This window comes from Vibrio sp. R11-SG3-ISO9 (assembly GCF_059834255.1).
This window is the reverse complement of sequence record NZ_JCBDGU010000009.1, coordinates 291,030-305,064: the sequence shown is the minus strand read 5'-3', so window position 1 is coordinate 305,064 and position 14,035 is coordinate 291,030. Positions and strand designations below refer to the sequence as shown.

Annotated in this window: 15 protein-coding genes; 3 read left to right on the top strand and 12 right to left on the bottom strand. The window is 45.9% G+C overall.

Going from position 1 to position 14,035, the window contains the following annotated elements; genetic code table 11:
* Positions 1 to 83: 83 nt before the first annotated feature.
* Positions 84 to 1,970 (top strand): BCCT family transporter, encoded by a 1,887-nt coding sequence (locus tag AC6R05_RS03965; RefSeq protein WP_152469076.1) that lies wholly within the window; start codon positions 84 to 86, stop codon positions 1,968 to 1,970.
* Positions 1,971 to 2,074: 104 nt separating this feature from the next.
* Here the strand turns inward: AC6R05_RS03965 and AC6R05_RS03960 are convergent, their stop codons facing one another.
* The gene (locus tag AC6R05_RS03960) at positions 2,075 to 2,515 is read right to left on the bottom strand and encodes a YcgN family cysteine cluster protein (RefSeq protein ID WP_500646627.1); all 441 of its coding nucleotides are present in this window, start codon (positions 2,513 to 2,515) and stop codon (positions 2,075 to 2,077) included.
* 159 nt (positions 2,516 to 2,674) lie between these two features.
* Between AC6R05_RS03960 and AC6R05_RS03955 the strand changes: the two genes are divergently transcribed.
* The gene (locus AC6R05_RS03955) at positions 2,675 to 2,923 is read left to right on the top strand and encodes a YkgJ family cysteine cluster protein (protein ID WP_500646626.1); all 249 of its coding nucleotides are present in this window, start codon (positions 2,675 to 2,677) and stop codon (positions 2,921 to 2,923) included.
* 78 nt (positions 2,924 to 3,001) lie between these two features.
* Here the strand turns inward: AC6R05_RS03955 and recR are convergent, their stop codons facing one another.
* The 7 genes from recR to AC6R05_RS03920 form a co-directional block, all read right to left on the bottom strand.
* Entirely contained in the window at positions 3,002 to 3,601 is a 600-nt protein-coding gene (recR, locus tag AC6R05_RS03950) for a recombination mediator RecR (RefSeq protein ID WP_032551914.1), read from the bottom strand.
* Positions 3,602 to 3,661: 60 nt separating this feature from the next.
* The gene (locus tag AC6R05_RS03945) at positions 3,662 to 3,991 is read right to left on the bottom strand and encodes a YbaB/EbfC family nucleoid-associated protein (protein ID WP_004748326.1); all 330 of its coding nucleotides are present in this window, start codon (positions 3,989 to 3,991) and stop codon (positions 3,662 to 3,664) included.
* A 138-nt stretch (positions 3,992 to 4,129) separates the two neighbouring features.
* Complete coding sequence (dnaX, locus tag AC6R05_RS03940) at positions 4,130 to 6,331, bottom strand: DNA polymerase III subunit gamma/tau (RefSeq protein WP_500646625.1); 2,202 nt, start codon at positions 6,329 to 6,331, stop codon at positions 4,130 to 4,132.
* Positions 6,332 to 6,348: 17 nt separating this feature from the next.
* The gene (gene apt, locus AC6R05_RS03935; protein ID WP_032552216.1) at positions 6,349 to 6,894 is read right to left on the bottom strand and encodes an adenine phosphoribosyltransferase; all 546 of its coding nucleotides are present in this window, start codon (positions 6,892 to 6,894) and stop codon (positions 6,349 to 6,351) included.
* A 168-nt stretch (positions 6,895 to 7,062) separates the two neighbouring features.
* Complete coding sequence (locus AC6R05_RS03930; protein ID WP_050487439.1) at positions 7,063 to 7,467, bottom strand: YbaN family protein; 405 nt, start codon at positions 7,465 to 7,467, stop codon at positions 7,063 to 7,065.
* Positions 7,468 to 7,473: 6 nt separating this feature from the next.
* Positions 7,474 to 7,611, bottom strand: coding sequence for a hypothetical protein (locus AC6R05_RS03925; RefSeq protein WP_032551910.1), 138 nt, complete (start codon positions 7,609 to 7,611; stop codon positions 7,474 to 7,476).
* Positions 7,612 to 7,747: 136 nt separating this feature from the next.
* Positions 7,748 to 8,851 carry a response regulator gene (locus AC6R05_RS03920; RefSeq protein ID WP_032551909.1) on the bottom strand — a complete coding sequence of 368 codons (1,104 nt, stop codon included), beginning with the start codon at positions 8,849 to 8,851 and terminating at the stop codon, positions 7,748 to 7,750.
* Between the two features lie 229 nt (positions 8,852 to 9,080).
* Here AC6R05_RS03920 and AC6R05_RS03915 point away from each other — a divergent pair, with 229 nt between their 5' ends.
* Entirely contained in the window at positions 9,081 to 9,956 is an 876-nt protein-coding gene (locus tag AC6R05_RS03915) for a LysR family transcriptional regulator (protein ID WP_150893855.1), read from the top strand.
* A gap of 107 nt (positions 9,957 to 10,063) precedes the next feature.
* Here the strand turns inward: AC6R05_RS03915 and purF are convergent, their stop codons facing one another.
* From purF to folC, 4 genes are all read right to left on the bottom strand, one after another.
* Positions 10,064 to 11,578, bottom strand: coding sequence for an amidophosphoribosyltransferase (gene purF / locus AC6R05_RS03910; RefSeq protein WP_032551907.1), 1,515 nt, complete (start codon positions 11,576 to 11,578; stop codon positions 10,064 to 10,066).
* A gap of 33 nt (positions 11,579 to 11,611) precedes the next feature.
* The gene (locus AC6R05_RS03905; RefSeq protein ID WP_032551906.1) at positions 11,612 to 12,103 is read right to left on the bottom strand and encodes a CvpA family protein; all 492 of its coding nucleotides are present in this window, start codon (positions 12,101 to 12,103) and stop codon (positions 11,612 to 11,614) included.
* A 61-nt stretch (positions 12,104 to 12,164) separates the two neighbouring features.
* Positions 12,165 to 12,731: an SPOR domain-containing protein gene (locus AC6R05_RS03900; protein WP_500646624.1), complete on the bottom strand. Its 567-nt coding sequence runs from the start codon at positions 12,729 to 12,731 to the stop codon at positions 12,165 to 12,167.
* On the bottom strand, positions 12,732 to 13,994 hold the full coding sequence (gene folC, locus AC6R05_RS03895; protein ID WP_150893851.1) for a bifunctional tetrahydrofolate synthase/dihydrofolate synthase: 1,263 nt from the start codon (positions 13,992 to 13,994) through the stop codon (positions 12,732 to 12,734).
* Between the last annotated feature and the right edge of the window lie 41 nt (positions 13,995 to 14,035).

The following is a 14,035-nucleotide window of genomic DNA, read 5'->3' as shown; positions in this document are numbered from 1 at the left end:
TATCGTTACGACAACATTCCTGATTTGTTCTAAAAAACGACTTCACACCATAATTCTGGTCTCATTATTATGGAATAAAGCTCGTGAAAAACTCCTTTGCGCTTATTGATAAGCCCACCTTTTTCGGTGCCATTGCACTGCTACTCACGATTGTGTTTCCGCTGATCATGTTCCCTGCACAAGGGGCAGAATGGATTGCGATCGCGAAAACCTTCATGACCGACAAACTCGGTTTCCTCTATCTAACACTTGGTTTAGCGGCCTGTGCTTTCATGGTTTATGTCGTATTCAGTGACATGGGCCAGATCAAGCTAGGTGAAGCTGATGAAGAGCCAGAGTTTGCCACTGCTTCTTGGGCTGCGATGCTATTTTGTGGCGGCATCGGTGCCAGTATTCTTTACTGGGGCTGTATCGAATGGGCCTACTACTACCAATCACCACCGTTCCAACTTGAGCCTGGCAGTGAAGAAGCGGTTCGCTGGGCTGCGACCTATGGACTGTTCCACTGGGGACCAATCGCATGGTCTATCTATTTGATCCCAGCTTTGCCGATCGCTTACTTCTTCTATGTGCGTAAACAGCCTGTATTAAAGATTTCTAGCGCGCTCATGCCAGTTCTTGGTGAGCATCGCAGTAAAGGTACTCCGGGCAAGATTGTTGACGTGCTGTTCATCTTTGGTCTTTTAGGCGGTGCGGCAACCACGCTTGGTCTAGCGGCTCCTCTTATCACCGAAGGTTTGAATCACCTATTCGGTTTGCCAAAGAACACCCTGACACAAGCGGGTGTACTGCTGATCTGTACCGCGATCTTTGCCTACTCTTCCTACGCGGGCCTAGAGAAAGGAATCAAAATCCTCAGCAACATCAACTTCTGGGGTGCGATGGGTCTATTGGCGTTTGTGCTTGTTGCGGGCCCAACCATCTTTATGTTGGAAACCGGCCTAGATTCAATTGGTCGCTTACTCTCTAATTTCTTTGTAATGGCAACTTGGGCTGAACCTTTTGGGGGCTACGGTACATTTGAAAATACCCATTTCCCGCAAGATTGGACCATCTTCTACTGGGCATGGTGGTTAGTATTCGCCCCGAGTATGGGTTTGTTCGTTGCACGTATCTCCCGTGGTCGCACAATTAAACAGATGGTGACAGGTTCGATCTTCTTTGGATCTTTGGGCTGTTTCCTATTCTTCATGATTTTGGGTAACTACGGTCTGTCATTGCAACTGTCTGGAGACTTAGATGTAGTGGCTGTACTCAACGAGCATGGCGCAACCAAAGCGATCTTCTCGATGCTTGACCAACTACCAATGAGCACACTGGTTATCGCGGTATTTACGCTGTTGTGTATTATCTTCACGGCAACGACTTTTGACTCTATCTCATACATCTTGGCGTCGGTAGTACAAAACAACGTGACAGAAGAGCCTATGCGTTGGAACCGCATGTTCTGGGCATTTACACTGTCATTTCTGCCAACGATTTTGATGTTCTTGGGCGGTTTAAGCACACTTCAAACTGCAGCTATCGTGGGTGGTCTACCGCTACTAGGAATTTCGGTTATGTTGATGGTTTCTGCTGTTCGTGCGACCAGTCTCGACCTACGCCATCAAGATGACTACATCGAGCCAACAATCAACATCGAAGAACTGCCAGACATGGACCCATGGTCCGCTGAAGGTATGGCACTGGCTCAGTTTGAGAAAGTAAAAGATGCAGCTCAAGACGCAGCCGAGCTAGAGCGTTCCGCCTACAAAGCGCTGGCAGATGTGAAAAAAGAGATTCGAGCATATGTTCTTGAACAAGGCTCTCAGATGGAAACGCATGAATTGCCGGAAGAGTTGCAGCAAGCACTGGAGCTTGCTGAGAGCAACCTAACCGCAGCACAAGCGAAGAAACTTGAGTTGTCCGAACAGGCACAGAAAGCTCGTAGTGCGTTCAATCAAGTGGTTGCAGAACTACCACTTAATTGACCTTAGCCATGACGATGTCCACTTGCTTGGACCCTCCTAACTAAGCAAAAGGCTCACAGAGATGTGAGCCTTTTTTTCATTCTTTTATTCGCGACTAATCCACACTAAGCGCGATTTGGGTGATTGATGATGTGCTCTTCCCAATCAACAACATCAATCTCATACACTACTTTATTACGTACACTTTCACCCGCAGCGTGCATTGCAGATTTAGAGCCAGTGATCAGTGGGTGCCATTCTGGCAGTGGCTTCTCTTCTGACAATAGGCGATAAGCACATGTGTCAGGAAGCCAGTGAAACTCATCAATCTTGTCACGAGTTAACTTCAAACACTCTTCACCTGAGCTAAAACGATTTGGGTAATCTTTACAAGAACACGTCTTACTGTTTAACCAGCTACATGCCACGTTGGTGTAGTACACTTCGTCGCTATCTTCATCCATTAGTTTGTGCAGGCAACATTTGCCGCAACCATCACAAAGCGATTCCCACTCTTGCTCGGTCATCTGTTCTAGTGATTTTTCTTGCCAAAATGGACTGGTCATAATAGGACTTCTTACTCTTTTACTGGGGTGCGTGTTATACCGCTAGCCCACAAAAAGTTCAAGGATAAAAAGTGTTCAGGGATTAATCACAGACAAAAGCTGCCACAAGCGATAATTTTTGCTACTATCGCGCACCCTGTTTTGACTGAGTATAAATTGATGGAATGTCGTCTAGGTTGTGGTGCCTGCTGTATTGCACCAAGTATTACATCTGCTATTCCTGGTATGCCAAATGGCAAGCCTGCTGGCATTCGCTGTATTCAGCTCAATGAACAGAATCTATGCAAACTATTCGGACAACCGGAACGCCCAAAAGTGTGTCACCAATTTAAGGCGTGCCCAATCATTTGCGGCAAAACAAACCAAGAAGCGCTCGACAATATCACTGAACTCGAAGCTATCACATAGCCTCTGTCTCAATAAAATTGTTAGCTCATGAACAAAAAAAGCCGCTGACTTTCTAGATAAGAGAGCAAGCGGCTTAGATTAGATTTTGTGTCGACCTAACAGTGAGTGAGACAGCGTGGTGCCATCCACGAGCTCTAGCTCGCCACCAACGGGAACACCGTGAGCGATTCGGCTAGCGTTCACTTCATGAGCGCTACACAACTCAGCAATATAATGAGCTGTTGCTTCGCCTTCCACAGTTGGGTTGGTTGCAAGAATCACTTCTGCAATATCGCCACGACGCAAACGGTAATCCAAAACATCGAGACCGATATCGCTAGGACCAATGCCATCAAGCGGTGATAAGTGCCCCATCAAAACGAAGTAACGACCAGAGTACTGACCTGTCGCCTCGATTGCTGCGATGTCTGCAGGGCTTTCAACCACACATATTTGACCATTTTCCTGACGTTTAGGGTTGGTACAAATATGACAAACATCTTCTTCTGTAAAAGTACGACACTCACTACAGTGGCCAATTTCCGTCATCGCTTGACCAAGCGCCTCAGCCAATTGCAGGCCGCCTTTTCTATCGCGCTGTAACAAATGAAAGGCCATACGCTGCGCCGACTTGGGGCCAACCCCAGGTAGACAACGTAAGGCCTCCATCAAATGCTCCAGCATATGACTGGTACGCATTATTTAACCATTTCAGTTTTTAATTCACGATGCACTTAGCGCATCATTGAGAAAAACGAATTAGAAAGGCATCTTCATACCTGGTGGAAGCTGCATACCACCAGTTACGCCAGCCATTTTCTCTTTTTGAGTCTCTTCAACACGACGAGCTGCATCGTTGAATGCCGCAGCGATAAGATCTTCAAGCATCTCTTTATCGTCTTCCATTAGGCTTTCATCGATATCAACGCGACGTACACTGTGGCTACCAGTGATCGTTACTTTTACTAGGCCAGCACCAGATTCACCGGTTACTTCCATATTTGCGATTTCTTCTTGAAGCTTTTGCATGCGATCTTGCATTTGCTGGGCTTGCTTCATTAGGTTGCCCATACCACCTTTACCAAACATGATAATCTCTCTGGTCTAATTGGTTATAAAATACATTAAGCAATAACTGACTTAATGGGGGTTGAACCGTTCTGATTCAACCCTACGATACTGTTAATGTGACGAAGGACATATTGCCTATAACCACATTCGTGGTGACTAAATTGGACGAACACTGTCTCTGTCCAGCTCAGCAGCAAAGCGCTTTTCAATGAACTGAACATTGGCATCATTCTCAAGGCTGGTGAAAGCATCTTTCAACTTACCTTGATACAGCCTCTCACGTAATTCTAGTGGCGTTTCGCCTGATTCGCCGATCTCGACACTTAAATGGCACTCTTCACCTAGTACAGTATTCAGTGATTGCAGTAATTCACTCTGCGCTTTATCGGTATTCAAGTGTGCTTGTGTTGGTCGTAGCATCAGACTAATTGACGTGCCGCTTTTACTGAATACGGAATTCAGTGCCAACTGCTCGACAAGTTTCGCCGTTTCAAGCTTTTGTATGGTTGCCGACCATTCATCTTGAGCGATCGACTCATGCAACAGCTTTTCAGTCATCTCAGGTGTTTTAACGTGCTCTAACGCGCGTCTTATCTGAGTAGGTGTTAGCTCTTTTGAGACCTCTTTCACTACAGGTTTAGACGGTTTCCAACGATAAGGTTCATTATCATCGGTTACATTTTGTGTCGATGCTGCAGGGAGAGAAGTTGGCGACACCCGCTCAGAACCACCGTGTTGCTGAGCAACTCGGTCGAGAACTGAAGTTTTAGCTGGTGTCGCTTTAGCCTTTTTTGGTGCACTGCCTCTTGCGTCTGGTGTTGCACCTTTACGTTGAGAACGTAACTGGTGACGTAACCCGCTAACAGGTGATGCAGGACGCTCAGAAGCCGGCGCAGGCTGACTTTGTGCCACAGGTTGGCTCGGAGCAGGTGTTGCAGGTTGCTGGCTCATTGGCGCAGCAGGAGCGCCATACTGCCCATGATCATCATACGCCGGAGGCATATCCTGTGGGCCCCCCATATAACCAGAGTCAGGATACCCTTGAGGCTCTGAGTATTGTGGTGCGCTCGGTTGGCCGTAACCTTGCGGTGGCATAGAGCTTGGCATTGACTGCCCTGTTGGCGCCTGCTGTTGAGGTATTGCCATTGGCTGAGCCTGATTCATAGGCTGCGCCGGGTTAGCAGGTTGCGTAGCTTGTGTTGGTGCTGCTTTGGGAGCACTTGTCGCTTTCGGCTCCGCAGGCTCAGTCGAGATAGCGCTTGACGATATCTCTGCAGCAGGGCGGAATGCCAACATTCTCAGAACAACCATCTCAATACCAACGCGAGCCGTTGGTGAAAGAGGCAGGTCTTCGCGCCCTTTAAGCACGATCTGATAATAGAGCTGCACGTCTTGCGGGCTGAGTGCTTGTGCAAGAAGTTCTATCTTTTCAGCATCTGGCTGAGCTTTATCTAACGAAGCTGGTAGAGCCTGATACATAGCCAATCGATGCAGTTGAGTCGCCAACTGATTCAATAGTCCATCCCATTCGACACCGTTCTCAGCTAGTGCTTGGATGCACGCCATTGCAGTTTGTGGCTGCTTACTGCTGATAGCCTCAAGCAGGTGAATCGCTTGATCAGTATCTAGCGTACCCAGCATATGGGAAACAATGTCAGTTGCTACATTGCCGTTGCCCAATGCAATCGCTTGATCGGTTAAGCTCAATGCATCACGCATACTGCCATCAGCAGCGTGCGCTATCATTCCCAGAGCGCGAGACTCAGTCGTCACCTTCTCTTCTTCAAGAATGTGATCAAGCTGCTCGTGGATGTTATCAACGCTGATAGGCTTCAAATGGAACTGCAGGCAGCGAGACAAAATTGTCACAGGCAGCTTCTGAGGATCCGTTGTTGCCAATAAGAATTTCACGTACTCAGGCGGCTCTTCTAAGGTTTTTAGAAGGGCATTAAAACTGTGCCTAGAGAGCATATGAACTTCATCGATAAGGTAAACCTTAAAGCGACCACGAGCAGGCTTGTATTGAACGTTGTCCAATAGCTCACGTGTGTCTTCAACTTTGGTTCGAGACGCCGCATCGATTTCTAGGAGATCAACAAAGCGACCTTCGTCGATCTCTTTACAGGTTGCACACTCACCACAAGGTGTAGAGGTAATGCCTGTTTCACAGTTTAGTCCCTTAGCAAACAAGCGGCCGATGGTCGTTTTACCGACACCTCGAGTACCGCTAAACAGGTATGCATGGTGCAACCTGTTTTGGCTAAGTGCATTCTCTAAAGCTGTTAAAACATGGGCTTGACCAACGACTTCTTTAAACTTCGTTGGTCGCCATTTTCGCGCTAACGCTAGATAGCTCATGAATAATTCCGAAAGGATTAATGACCGTCAAATTCGCAGATGCTGAACACTTCAAGGCCTAGACCTTCTAAGCGCTTGTCACCGCCAATTTCAGGAAGATTAATAACAAAGGCTGCGTGGTCTACAACACCACCAAGCTGACGAATCAGTTTAGTTGTTGCTTCAATAGTACCACCTGTTGCCAATAGGTCATCGACCATCAACACTTTATCGCCTTCAGAGATCGCGTCAGTATGGATCTCAAGCGTATCTGTACCGTACTCAAGCTCATACGACTGTGCCACAGTTTGACGTGGTAGCTTGCCTGGCTTACGAACAGGAACAAAACCAACACCCAGCTCAAGCGCTAATGGCGCGCCAAATAGGAAACCGCGTGCTTCCGTACCAACTACTTTAGTGAAGCCCATATCTTTATAGGTATCCACTAGCAGTTCGATCGTCGCTTTGTACGCAGCCGGATCTTCCATAAGGCTGGTTACGTCACGAAATAGAATGCCCGCTTTTGGGTAATCAGGAATGCTTTTGATGCTTGATTTGATCAGAGCGATTTTTTCTGTGTTCATAATAGTGATGCACTTCATTAGGCCGCTTTCCCAACATCAATCAACGCCATCGTCGTTACTAATTTTGCTTGAGAAAGGCTTGGTTGGTTTTCATTGCAATCAGAGTCATAACTCTGATGCTGAAAAAATAAACGCCCGCTATAAGTCAGCAGGCACACTGGCTTAATGTTAGTGATTTTCTTTGCTGTCAGCAACTAACTCATGGGTCGGAAGGCGAATAAACCATGTGAGAAGAATAGCAAGTACGACAATTAAGAACACTTTTACCCATACAATAGGTGCAAAGTAGATAGAGAGTGAAAAGCTAAGAAGAATAAATAACACACCACGACTTTTAACGCGTTTAGTTACCGCACCATGTTCATACCAGTTGGTGAGCAGAGGGCCAAGTGTTGGGTGTTGATGCATCCAACGATGCAGACGCGGGCTACTACGCATAAAACAAGCACTTGCTAGTAGCAAAAAAGGTGTTGTTGGCAGTAGAGGTAAAACGATGCCTAGAAAAGCGAGGATGATGCAGAGGCCACCAGCGAGGTTCAGGCTAAGAACTTTGATGCTAATTGTGACCTCCAGAAGTCTTTAAAATGTCGCGTAACCATTGAAAACGCGGTAAAGCGTTAGGGTTGCTGGTAGTAGCGGAATCGCTGCAAACGTTAATAAAAATCCTAAAAAGTAGAATACATTAAACGGGTCTTTAAAATCTTGATTATCTGCCATGATTACTTCTTTCTTACAAAATTAACGCTAGACCCAGATAATTTTTGTTAAATGACACTCAACAAAAAAGGTATAGCCACACAATTTTGCAACTATACCTTAATAAAACATCTACAAATACCAAGCAACTGTAGGGTTAATCTCCGCCGCCTTGATGCAAATCGAGGCTAAAACTGGCTGAACCTAAAAGGCTCAAAGAGAGCTGACAACCTGTCTCTATCGGCAACCTATCGGTAATGAAATTCTTCTTGCAGTTGTCGCCCAACCTCTGCCCTGCGGCAATATGTTGATTGATAAGGCCGTTTGACCACTGCCCATCCAATCCCGCTGGCAAAATCGAAATCGTCCCCTCAGCTAGGTTAGCGACACCAAACAGCGCATTCACCGGAGTCGCACATTGTGAACATTGAATGCCCTTCTCCAAAATCTCAGCCATATCTTTCAGATCAGCACTAAAACTTTGTAGATTTCTAACGTAATCGTGGAATAGAGCTCGCACTAACAAGGTGGTGGCCGCACCTCCTTCAGATGACGATGAAGAATCCACGAGATAAAATGCAAACTGTCCATTCATCAACCAAGCATAATCAAACACTAAGGGCATCATCTCTGTTGACTGCAACAGACGATAGCTGCTGCGCCAAGTGCCTTGACTGGTGTCTTTATCCGGTAACAACGCATGCAGCAAATCTCGTGCAGCGCTCGGGTTATTCTGTAGATAATTCAGGTGCCAATGCAGCTCTTGGTCTTCAGGTATCTCACCGCCGTCATCGACACTGAACCATTGGCTCGAAAAATCCCTTTGATTATTCATATTGTCAAAGGAGTCTTTCAGGGTATTTTCTATGGCACTTCCCAAGTGGTTTGGATCTTCCAACGGCTTGGGTAAGAAATCCTTAATCCCAAAGCGCAGTGCTTTAGCAACGTCTGACATTTCATCCGTTGCGGAAACCACAATCATAGGCAGTGATGGATACTCGAGACTTAACTCTTCTACAAGCTCGATACCATCAAGTATCGGCATAGAGAGATCACACACGATAAGGTCGGGTGCTGCGTCGCGTAATTTTTGAAGTGCGTCTAAGCCGTTTTCAGCTTCAACCACACGGTAACCGACAGCATCCAAGTATGCTGACGTTATGCGGCGAAAAATGGGGTCATCATCAACCAACATAATGCATTTTTGGTTGAGCGCTTCCTGTGCCGAGGTCGTAACGGGCTGACTGTGAGTTTTATACATACTCATTAACCTCACAAAACAAAGTCGATTTATTATTGTTATCTGTTCTAAGAACTCTTTATCAAACTTAGTAATAAAATGGTGAATACACAAATTTACCAACTTTACTGGTAATTGCCATCAGGGATTGGAATACTTGTAAATAGTGCAACAAGTTGACGTGACGCAAACTTTGTTCTCAGTGTTACGTATAAATTAAGTGAGTTTGTAAACAAATGTGTCTGGATTTATGAAATTAGATGATTTAAACCTGTTTCGATTAGTCGTCGAAAATGGGAGCTACACCGCAACATCACGCAAAACTATGATTCCGGTTGCGACGATCACACGACGTATTCAAGCTTTGGAAGATTCTCTAAACCTGAGACTTCTCAACAGACATGCGCGTAAACTTTCATTGACAGAGGCTGGCGAGCGTTTTTTCAATGAGTGCTCACCATTACTACAACGTTTGGCATCGACTGCCGAAGAACTGACTGATGTCTGCAAGGGCGCATCAGGTAAAATCCGTATTTCTGCACCATCAAACCTGACCAAGCGTATGATGATGCCGATGTTCAGCGACTTCATGAGCCAATACCCAGATATCAACATTGAGCTGATGATGAACAACCAAGCTGACCAACTCGACCCGACCGAATGGGACGTTATTTTCCGTGTTGGCCCGCAGCGAGACTCTAGCCTTATTGCTCGTAAGATCAGCGAAGTTAAGGACATACTCGTCGCAAGTCCTGATTATTTAGCGAAAAATCCAGCCCCTACCCATGCAGAAGAGCTGGCTAACCATTCACTTCTAAAAGGCTACCCTTTAATTAAATGGCAGCTAAGCAACTCTAACGATGAGAGCGTTGTGAACACCGAGAAAGGCCGCTTTAATGCTAACGCGTTAAACGTGGTAAGACAGGCATGTTCAGAAGGCTTAGGCATCACTCTAATGCCAGATGTTATGATCCGTGAGTACATTGAAGATGGCAGTTTAGTACGAGTGTTAGATGATTGGAGTGCTAACCCGAGAGACATTTACATGCTCTACAATCACAAAGATCACCTACCAGAAAAAGTGCGCCTATTTATCGATTTTGTGATCGCGTACCACATTCACTAAGCAAGACCTTCTGCTTACCCCATAAAAAAACCAGAGCTCGTGCTCTGGTTTTTAGTATTTGGTTTGCTGGAAAGCTATAGATTCACCTACAAAACTATGAATGAAGCTTACGCACCTTCGTTGTGTAGTTCGAGGTTTGCTAAATCCTGCTGAATCTCACGCTGAATCTTTGAATCATCGTTACGCAGTGCATCTAGGAAATCTAGGTACTTCTGGTCGATGTCACCTGTAACGTACTCACCGTTGAATACCGAAGTATCAAACTGAGTAATGTCTTGGTTGCCTTGACCTACCGCTTCAATCAGATCATCCAGTTTTTGGAAGATAAGCGCATCTGCACCGATTTGGTCACAGATAGTTTGATTGTCACGACCGTGCGCAATCAACTCGTTTGCACTTGGCATATCGATGCCGTAAACATTCGGGAAACGAACTTCTGGTGCAGCTGAAACCATGTAAACTTTATTAGCACCTGAATCTCGAGCCATCTCAATGATCTGTTCTGATGTTGTACCACGAACAATAGAGTCATCGACTAGCAGTACGTTCTTGCCTTTAAACTCAGAGCGAATCGCATTAAGTTTACGACGAACAGATTTCTTACGCTGCTGTTGACCCGGCATGATGAAAGTACGACCAACGTAACGGTTCTTCACGAAACCTTGGCGGTATGGCTTATCGATCGCTTGAGCAATGCGTAGAGCAATGTCATTCGATGTTTCAGGGATTGGGATTACCACGTCAATATCAAGATCTGAGTACTCGTCTTTGATACGGCGACCTAGTGCTTCACCCATCTCAACGCGTGCACTGTAGACAGAGATCTTGTCGATGAAAGAATCTGGACGTGCAAAGTAAACGAATTCGAAAATACAAGGGTTCAGTTTTGGATTGTCAGCACACTGCTTAGTAAACAACTCACCTTCAAACGTAGCGTAGATAGCTTCGCCCGGCGCAACGTCGCGCACAAAGTCGAAACCAACCGCATCAAGCGCTACCGACTCAGAAGCAACCATGTACTCAGTGCGACCGTTAACTTCACGCTTACCAAGACACAGTGGGCGAATCCCGTTTGGATCGCGGAACGCAATCATACCGTGGCCGATGATCATTGCTGTCACTGCGTAAGCGCCACGAATGGTGCGGTGTACATTAGCCACTGCGCGGAACACATCATCAGACGTTACGTTACCTTTCACAGTATCGATCTCGTGAGCCAATACGTTTAGCAGTACTTCAGAATCTGATGTTGTGTTTACGTGACGACGGTCTTTTTCAAACAGCTTCTCACGAACTTCGTTTGCGTTCGTTAGGTTGCCGTTGTGAGCTAGGGTAATGCCAAATGGCGAGTTTACGTAGAAAGGTTGAGCTTCAGAAGCACTAGAGCTACCTGCGGTTGGGTAACGAACGTGACCGATACCAACATCACCTTGGAGGCGTTGCATGTGTTTAGCTTCGAAAACATCTTTAACTAAACCGTTCGCCTTACGCAGACGAAAACGATTGCTTTCTATGGTACAAATACCAGCGGCATCTTGGCCACGATGCTGCAATACCGTTAAAGCGTCATAAATTGACTGGTTTACAGGTGTTGAACCCACGATTCCAACAATACCACACATGTCCTAATCCTCGATTTTCGACATTAACTGGCGCTAAAGCGCGCCAGATAAGAAACTTGATGTTGCTTGTAAATGCTCGAAGAACGGTGCAATGATTCGACTGAATTCAGGAACCAACTGCGAGTTCTTCCACCACTCAGAACTTGGGAATGCAGTAAACGCATCCATAAAAAACAGCACAGCTGACACAATCAGAACACCTCGTAAACCGCCAAAGACGATACCCAAGATTCTATCTGTACCAGACAAGCCCGTTTTCTGTACTAGCTGCCCAATCACGTAATTGATTAACGCGCCGACAACCAGAGTCGAAACAAACAGTGCTGCTATCGCGGCGCCATTTCGAAACATGTCATCTTCGATATTTGTAAAGTAAACCGCCAATTTGGCGTAATACTGGCTGGCGATAAAAAACGCACCAAACCAAATAACGAGTGACAATGCTTCCTTAGCAAAACCACGAACTAAACTGATCAAAGCTGAAAAGCCGATCACCCCTAAAATGACAAAATCTAACCAATTCATGAATTCTTCATCTTAAGTTGGCGCGCATTTTAACAGAAAAAATGCTGACGCAAACGTTTTCTTATGGATTTAACGGTTTAAATTTGAGCAATTGACCTTTTGAACCAGTAATTTTTTCTAATTCCTTAATTTGACGCTCAAGTTTGGATTTAGAGATATCTGGGCCAATTATTACTCGCGTAAATGTTTTTTCTTGCTTGGTATGAGCTTGATAACCACGCTTTTGCAGATCCTTCACAACGTTCTTAGCGTTGTCTGCATTTTTCAATGCCATTAATTGGATTATCCACGCGCTATCTTGATACTCATTCTTTTCAGTCACCGGCTTGATAGCAATCTCGACATTATCATCGACTTTGTTCTCTTTGCTGGCTGTGACTGTTTCTGGCTGTGACGACTCTCGTACGATCGCTTCCACTGGAGAATCAGGTAGCGCAATTTCGTCTTCGACAGGATCAAGCACCTCAAACACTTCAACATCACCTTCAAGTTCAGGTTTAATTGGAATGCTTGCAAACTCCTCTTTGTAGTGAAGCTTTTTGCCATCCAGTACATCCGGAAGAACAATAACGCCCACGGCCACCAAAATTATGGTGCCCACTAAGCGGCTTTGGAATTTACTTGCCATTTAGTTTCCTTTTGTTTGCCAATGCTCCAGCACTTCACCCACCGTATGGAATGAGCCCACAACAAGAATCACTTCGTCTTCGCTTACAGTAGATAAAGCGGCCTCAAATGCCTCGACAGGCGATGAGTACTCTGTTGTTCCACTTGGTAAGCTTTCACACAACTCTGCAGCTTTCGCCGCTCTTGGGCCCTGTAGTGAAGCTGGGTACCAATGTTGAGCAATTGGAGCAAGTACATCTAGCGTGGCAGGAATGTCTTTGTCGTGCAGCATAGCCACCACCACATGCAGAGTTTTACCCGCATACTGTTGACCAACTTGCTTAACAAAATATTCAGCCGAATGTGGATTATGTGCCACATCTAAAACGATTGTTGGCTTATCACTGATCTTCTGCATGCGACCAGGAAGTTGTGCGTTCTTGAGGCCGTTTACAACATTAACATCGCTGATGTCGAGTTCTGAGGTGCCAAGTGCCATCAATGCGGTTGCAGCATTCGGTAGTGGCAAGCTTGGAATTGGCAGCTGTTCTAGCTGGAATGCACCGCTGTGCCAGTTCCAAGTGTCACCCGTCACTTCATATGTGTATTGAATGCCAACTTGGTAGAACTCAGCTCGAATATCGTCTGCGTGTGCAGCGACGGTTGCTGGCGGCTTAGGTTGGCCACAGATTGCGGGTTTACCACTACGGTAGATACCGGCTTTCTCAAAACCAATCACGTTAATATCATCACCCAGCCAGTCAACATGATCGACCGCTAAACTGGTAATAACAGAAACGTCGTGGTCAACCACATTGGTCGCATCGAGACGCCCGCCGAGACCCACTTCTAAAAGTACCACATCAACGTTTTCAACTTGGAAGGCACGCAGCGCAGCTAAAGTACCGTACTCGAAAAAGCTTAAGCTAATCTCGCCACGTTCTTTCTCAATGAAATCGAAAGAGTCGACCAGTTGTTGATCAGAAAGGTCTTGGCCATTAATACGGACACGCTCGTTGTAACGAATCAGGTGTGGAGAGCTGTATACGCCAACTGAGTAGCCAGCATCAAGAAGAATCGCTTCCATCAAAGCACATGTTGAGCCTTTGCCGTTCGTCCCAGCAACGGTGATCACATGCTTAGCAGGTTTGGTGAGATTGGATTTCTGTGCGACAGCTTGAACACGGTCTAATCCGAGGTCGATCGCACTGGTGTGAATGTTTGTTAAATAATCAAGCCACATCTCGAGAGAGGATGTGGCTTGAGGAATAGGTTGTTGACTCATCTAACTCATAACCATATGTAAGTAGGTTTGTTAGATGGTAC

Coding starts and splice junctions, on each gene's coding strand:
- AC6R05_RS03960 (WP_500646627.1), bottom strand. CDS start 2,515: ATGACCAGTCCATTTTGGCAAGAAAAATCACTAGAACAGATGACCGAG.
- AC6R05_RS03955 (WP_500646626.1), top strand. CDS start 2,675: ATGGAATGTCGTCTAGGTTGTGGTGCCTGCTGTATTGCACCAAGTATT.
- recR (WP_032551914.1), bottom strand. CDS start 3,601: ATGCGTACCAGTCATATGCTGGAGCATTTGATGGAGGCCTTACGTTGT.
- AC6R05_RS03945 (WP_004748326.1), bottom strand. CDS start 3,991: ATGTTTGGTAAAGGTGGTATGGGCAACCTAATGAAGCAAGCCCAGCAA.
- dnaX (WP_500646625.1), bottom strand. CDS start 6,331: ATGAGCTATCTAGCGTTAGCGCGAAAATGGCGACCAACGAAGTTTAAA.
- apt (WP_032552216.1), bottom strand. CDS start 6,894: ATGAACACAGAAAAAATCGCTCTGATCAAATCAAGCATCAAAAGCATT.
- AC6R05_RS03925 (WP_032551910.1), bottom strand. CDS start 7,611: ATGGCAGATAATCAAGATTTTAAAGACCCGTTTAATGTATTCTACTTT.
- AC6R05_RS03920 (WP_032551909.1), bottom strand. CDS start 8,851: ATGTATAAAACTCACAGTCAGCCCGTTACGACCTCGGCACAGGAAGCG.
- AC6R05_RS03915 (WP_150893855.1), top strand. CDS start 9,081: ATGAAATTAGATGATTTAAACCTGTTTCGATTAGTCGTCGAAAATGGG.
- purF (WP_032551907.1), bottom strand. CDS start 11,578: ATGTGTGGTATTGTTGGAATCGTGGGTTCAACACCTGTAAACCAGTCA.
- AC6R05_RS03905 (WP_032551906.1), bottom strand. CDS start 12,103: ATGAATTGGTTAGATTTTGTCATTTTAGGGGTGATCGGCTTTTCAGCT.
- AC6R05_RS03900 (WP_500646624.1), bottom strand. CDS start 12,731: ATGGCAAGTAAATTCCAAAGCCGCTTAGTGGGCACCATAATTTTGGTG.
- folC (WP_150893851.1), bottom strand. CDS start 13,994: ATGAGTCAACAACCTATTCCTCAAGCCACATCCTCTCTCGAGATGTGG.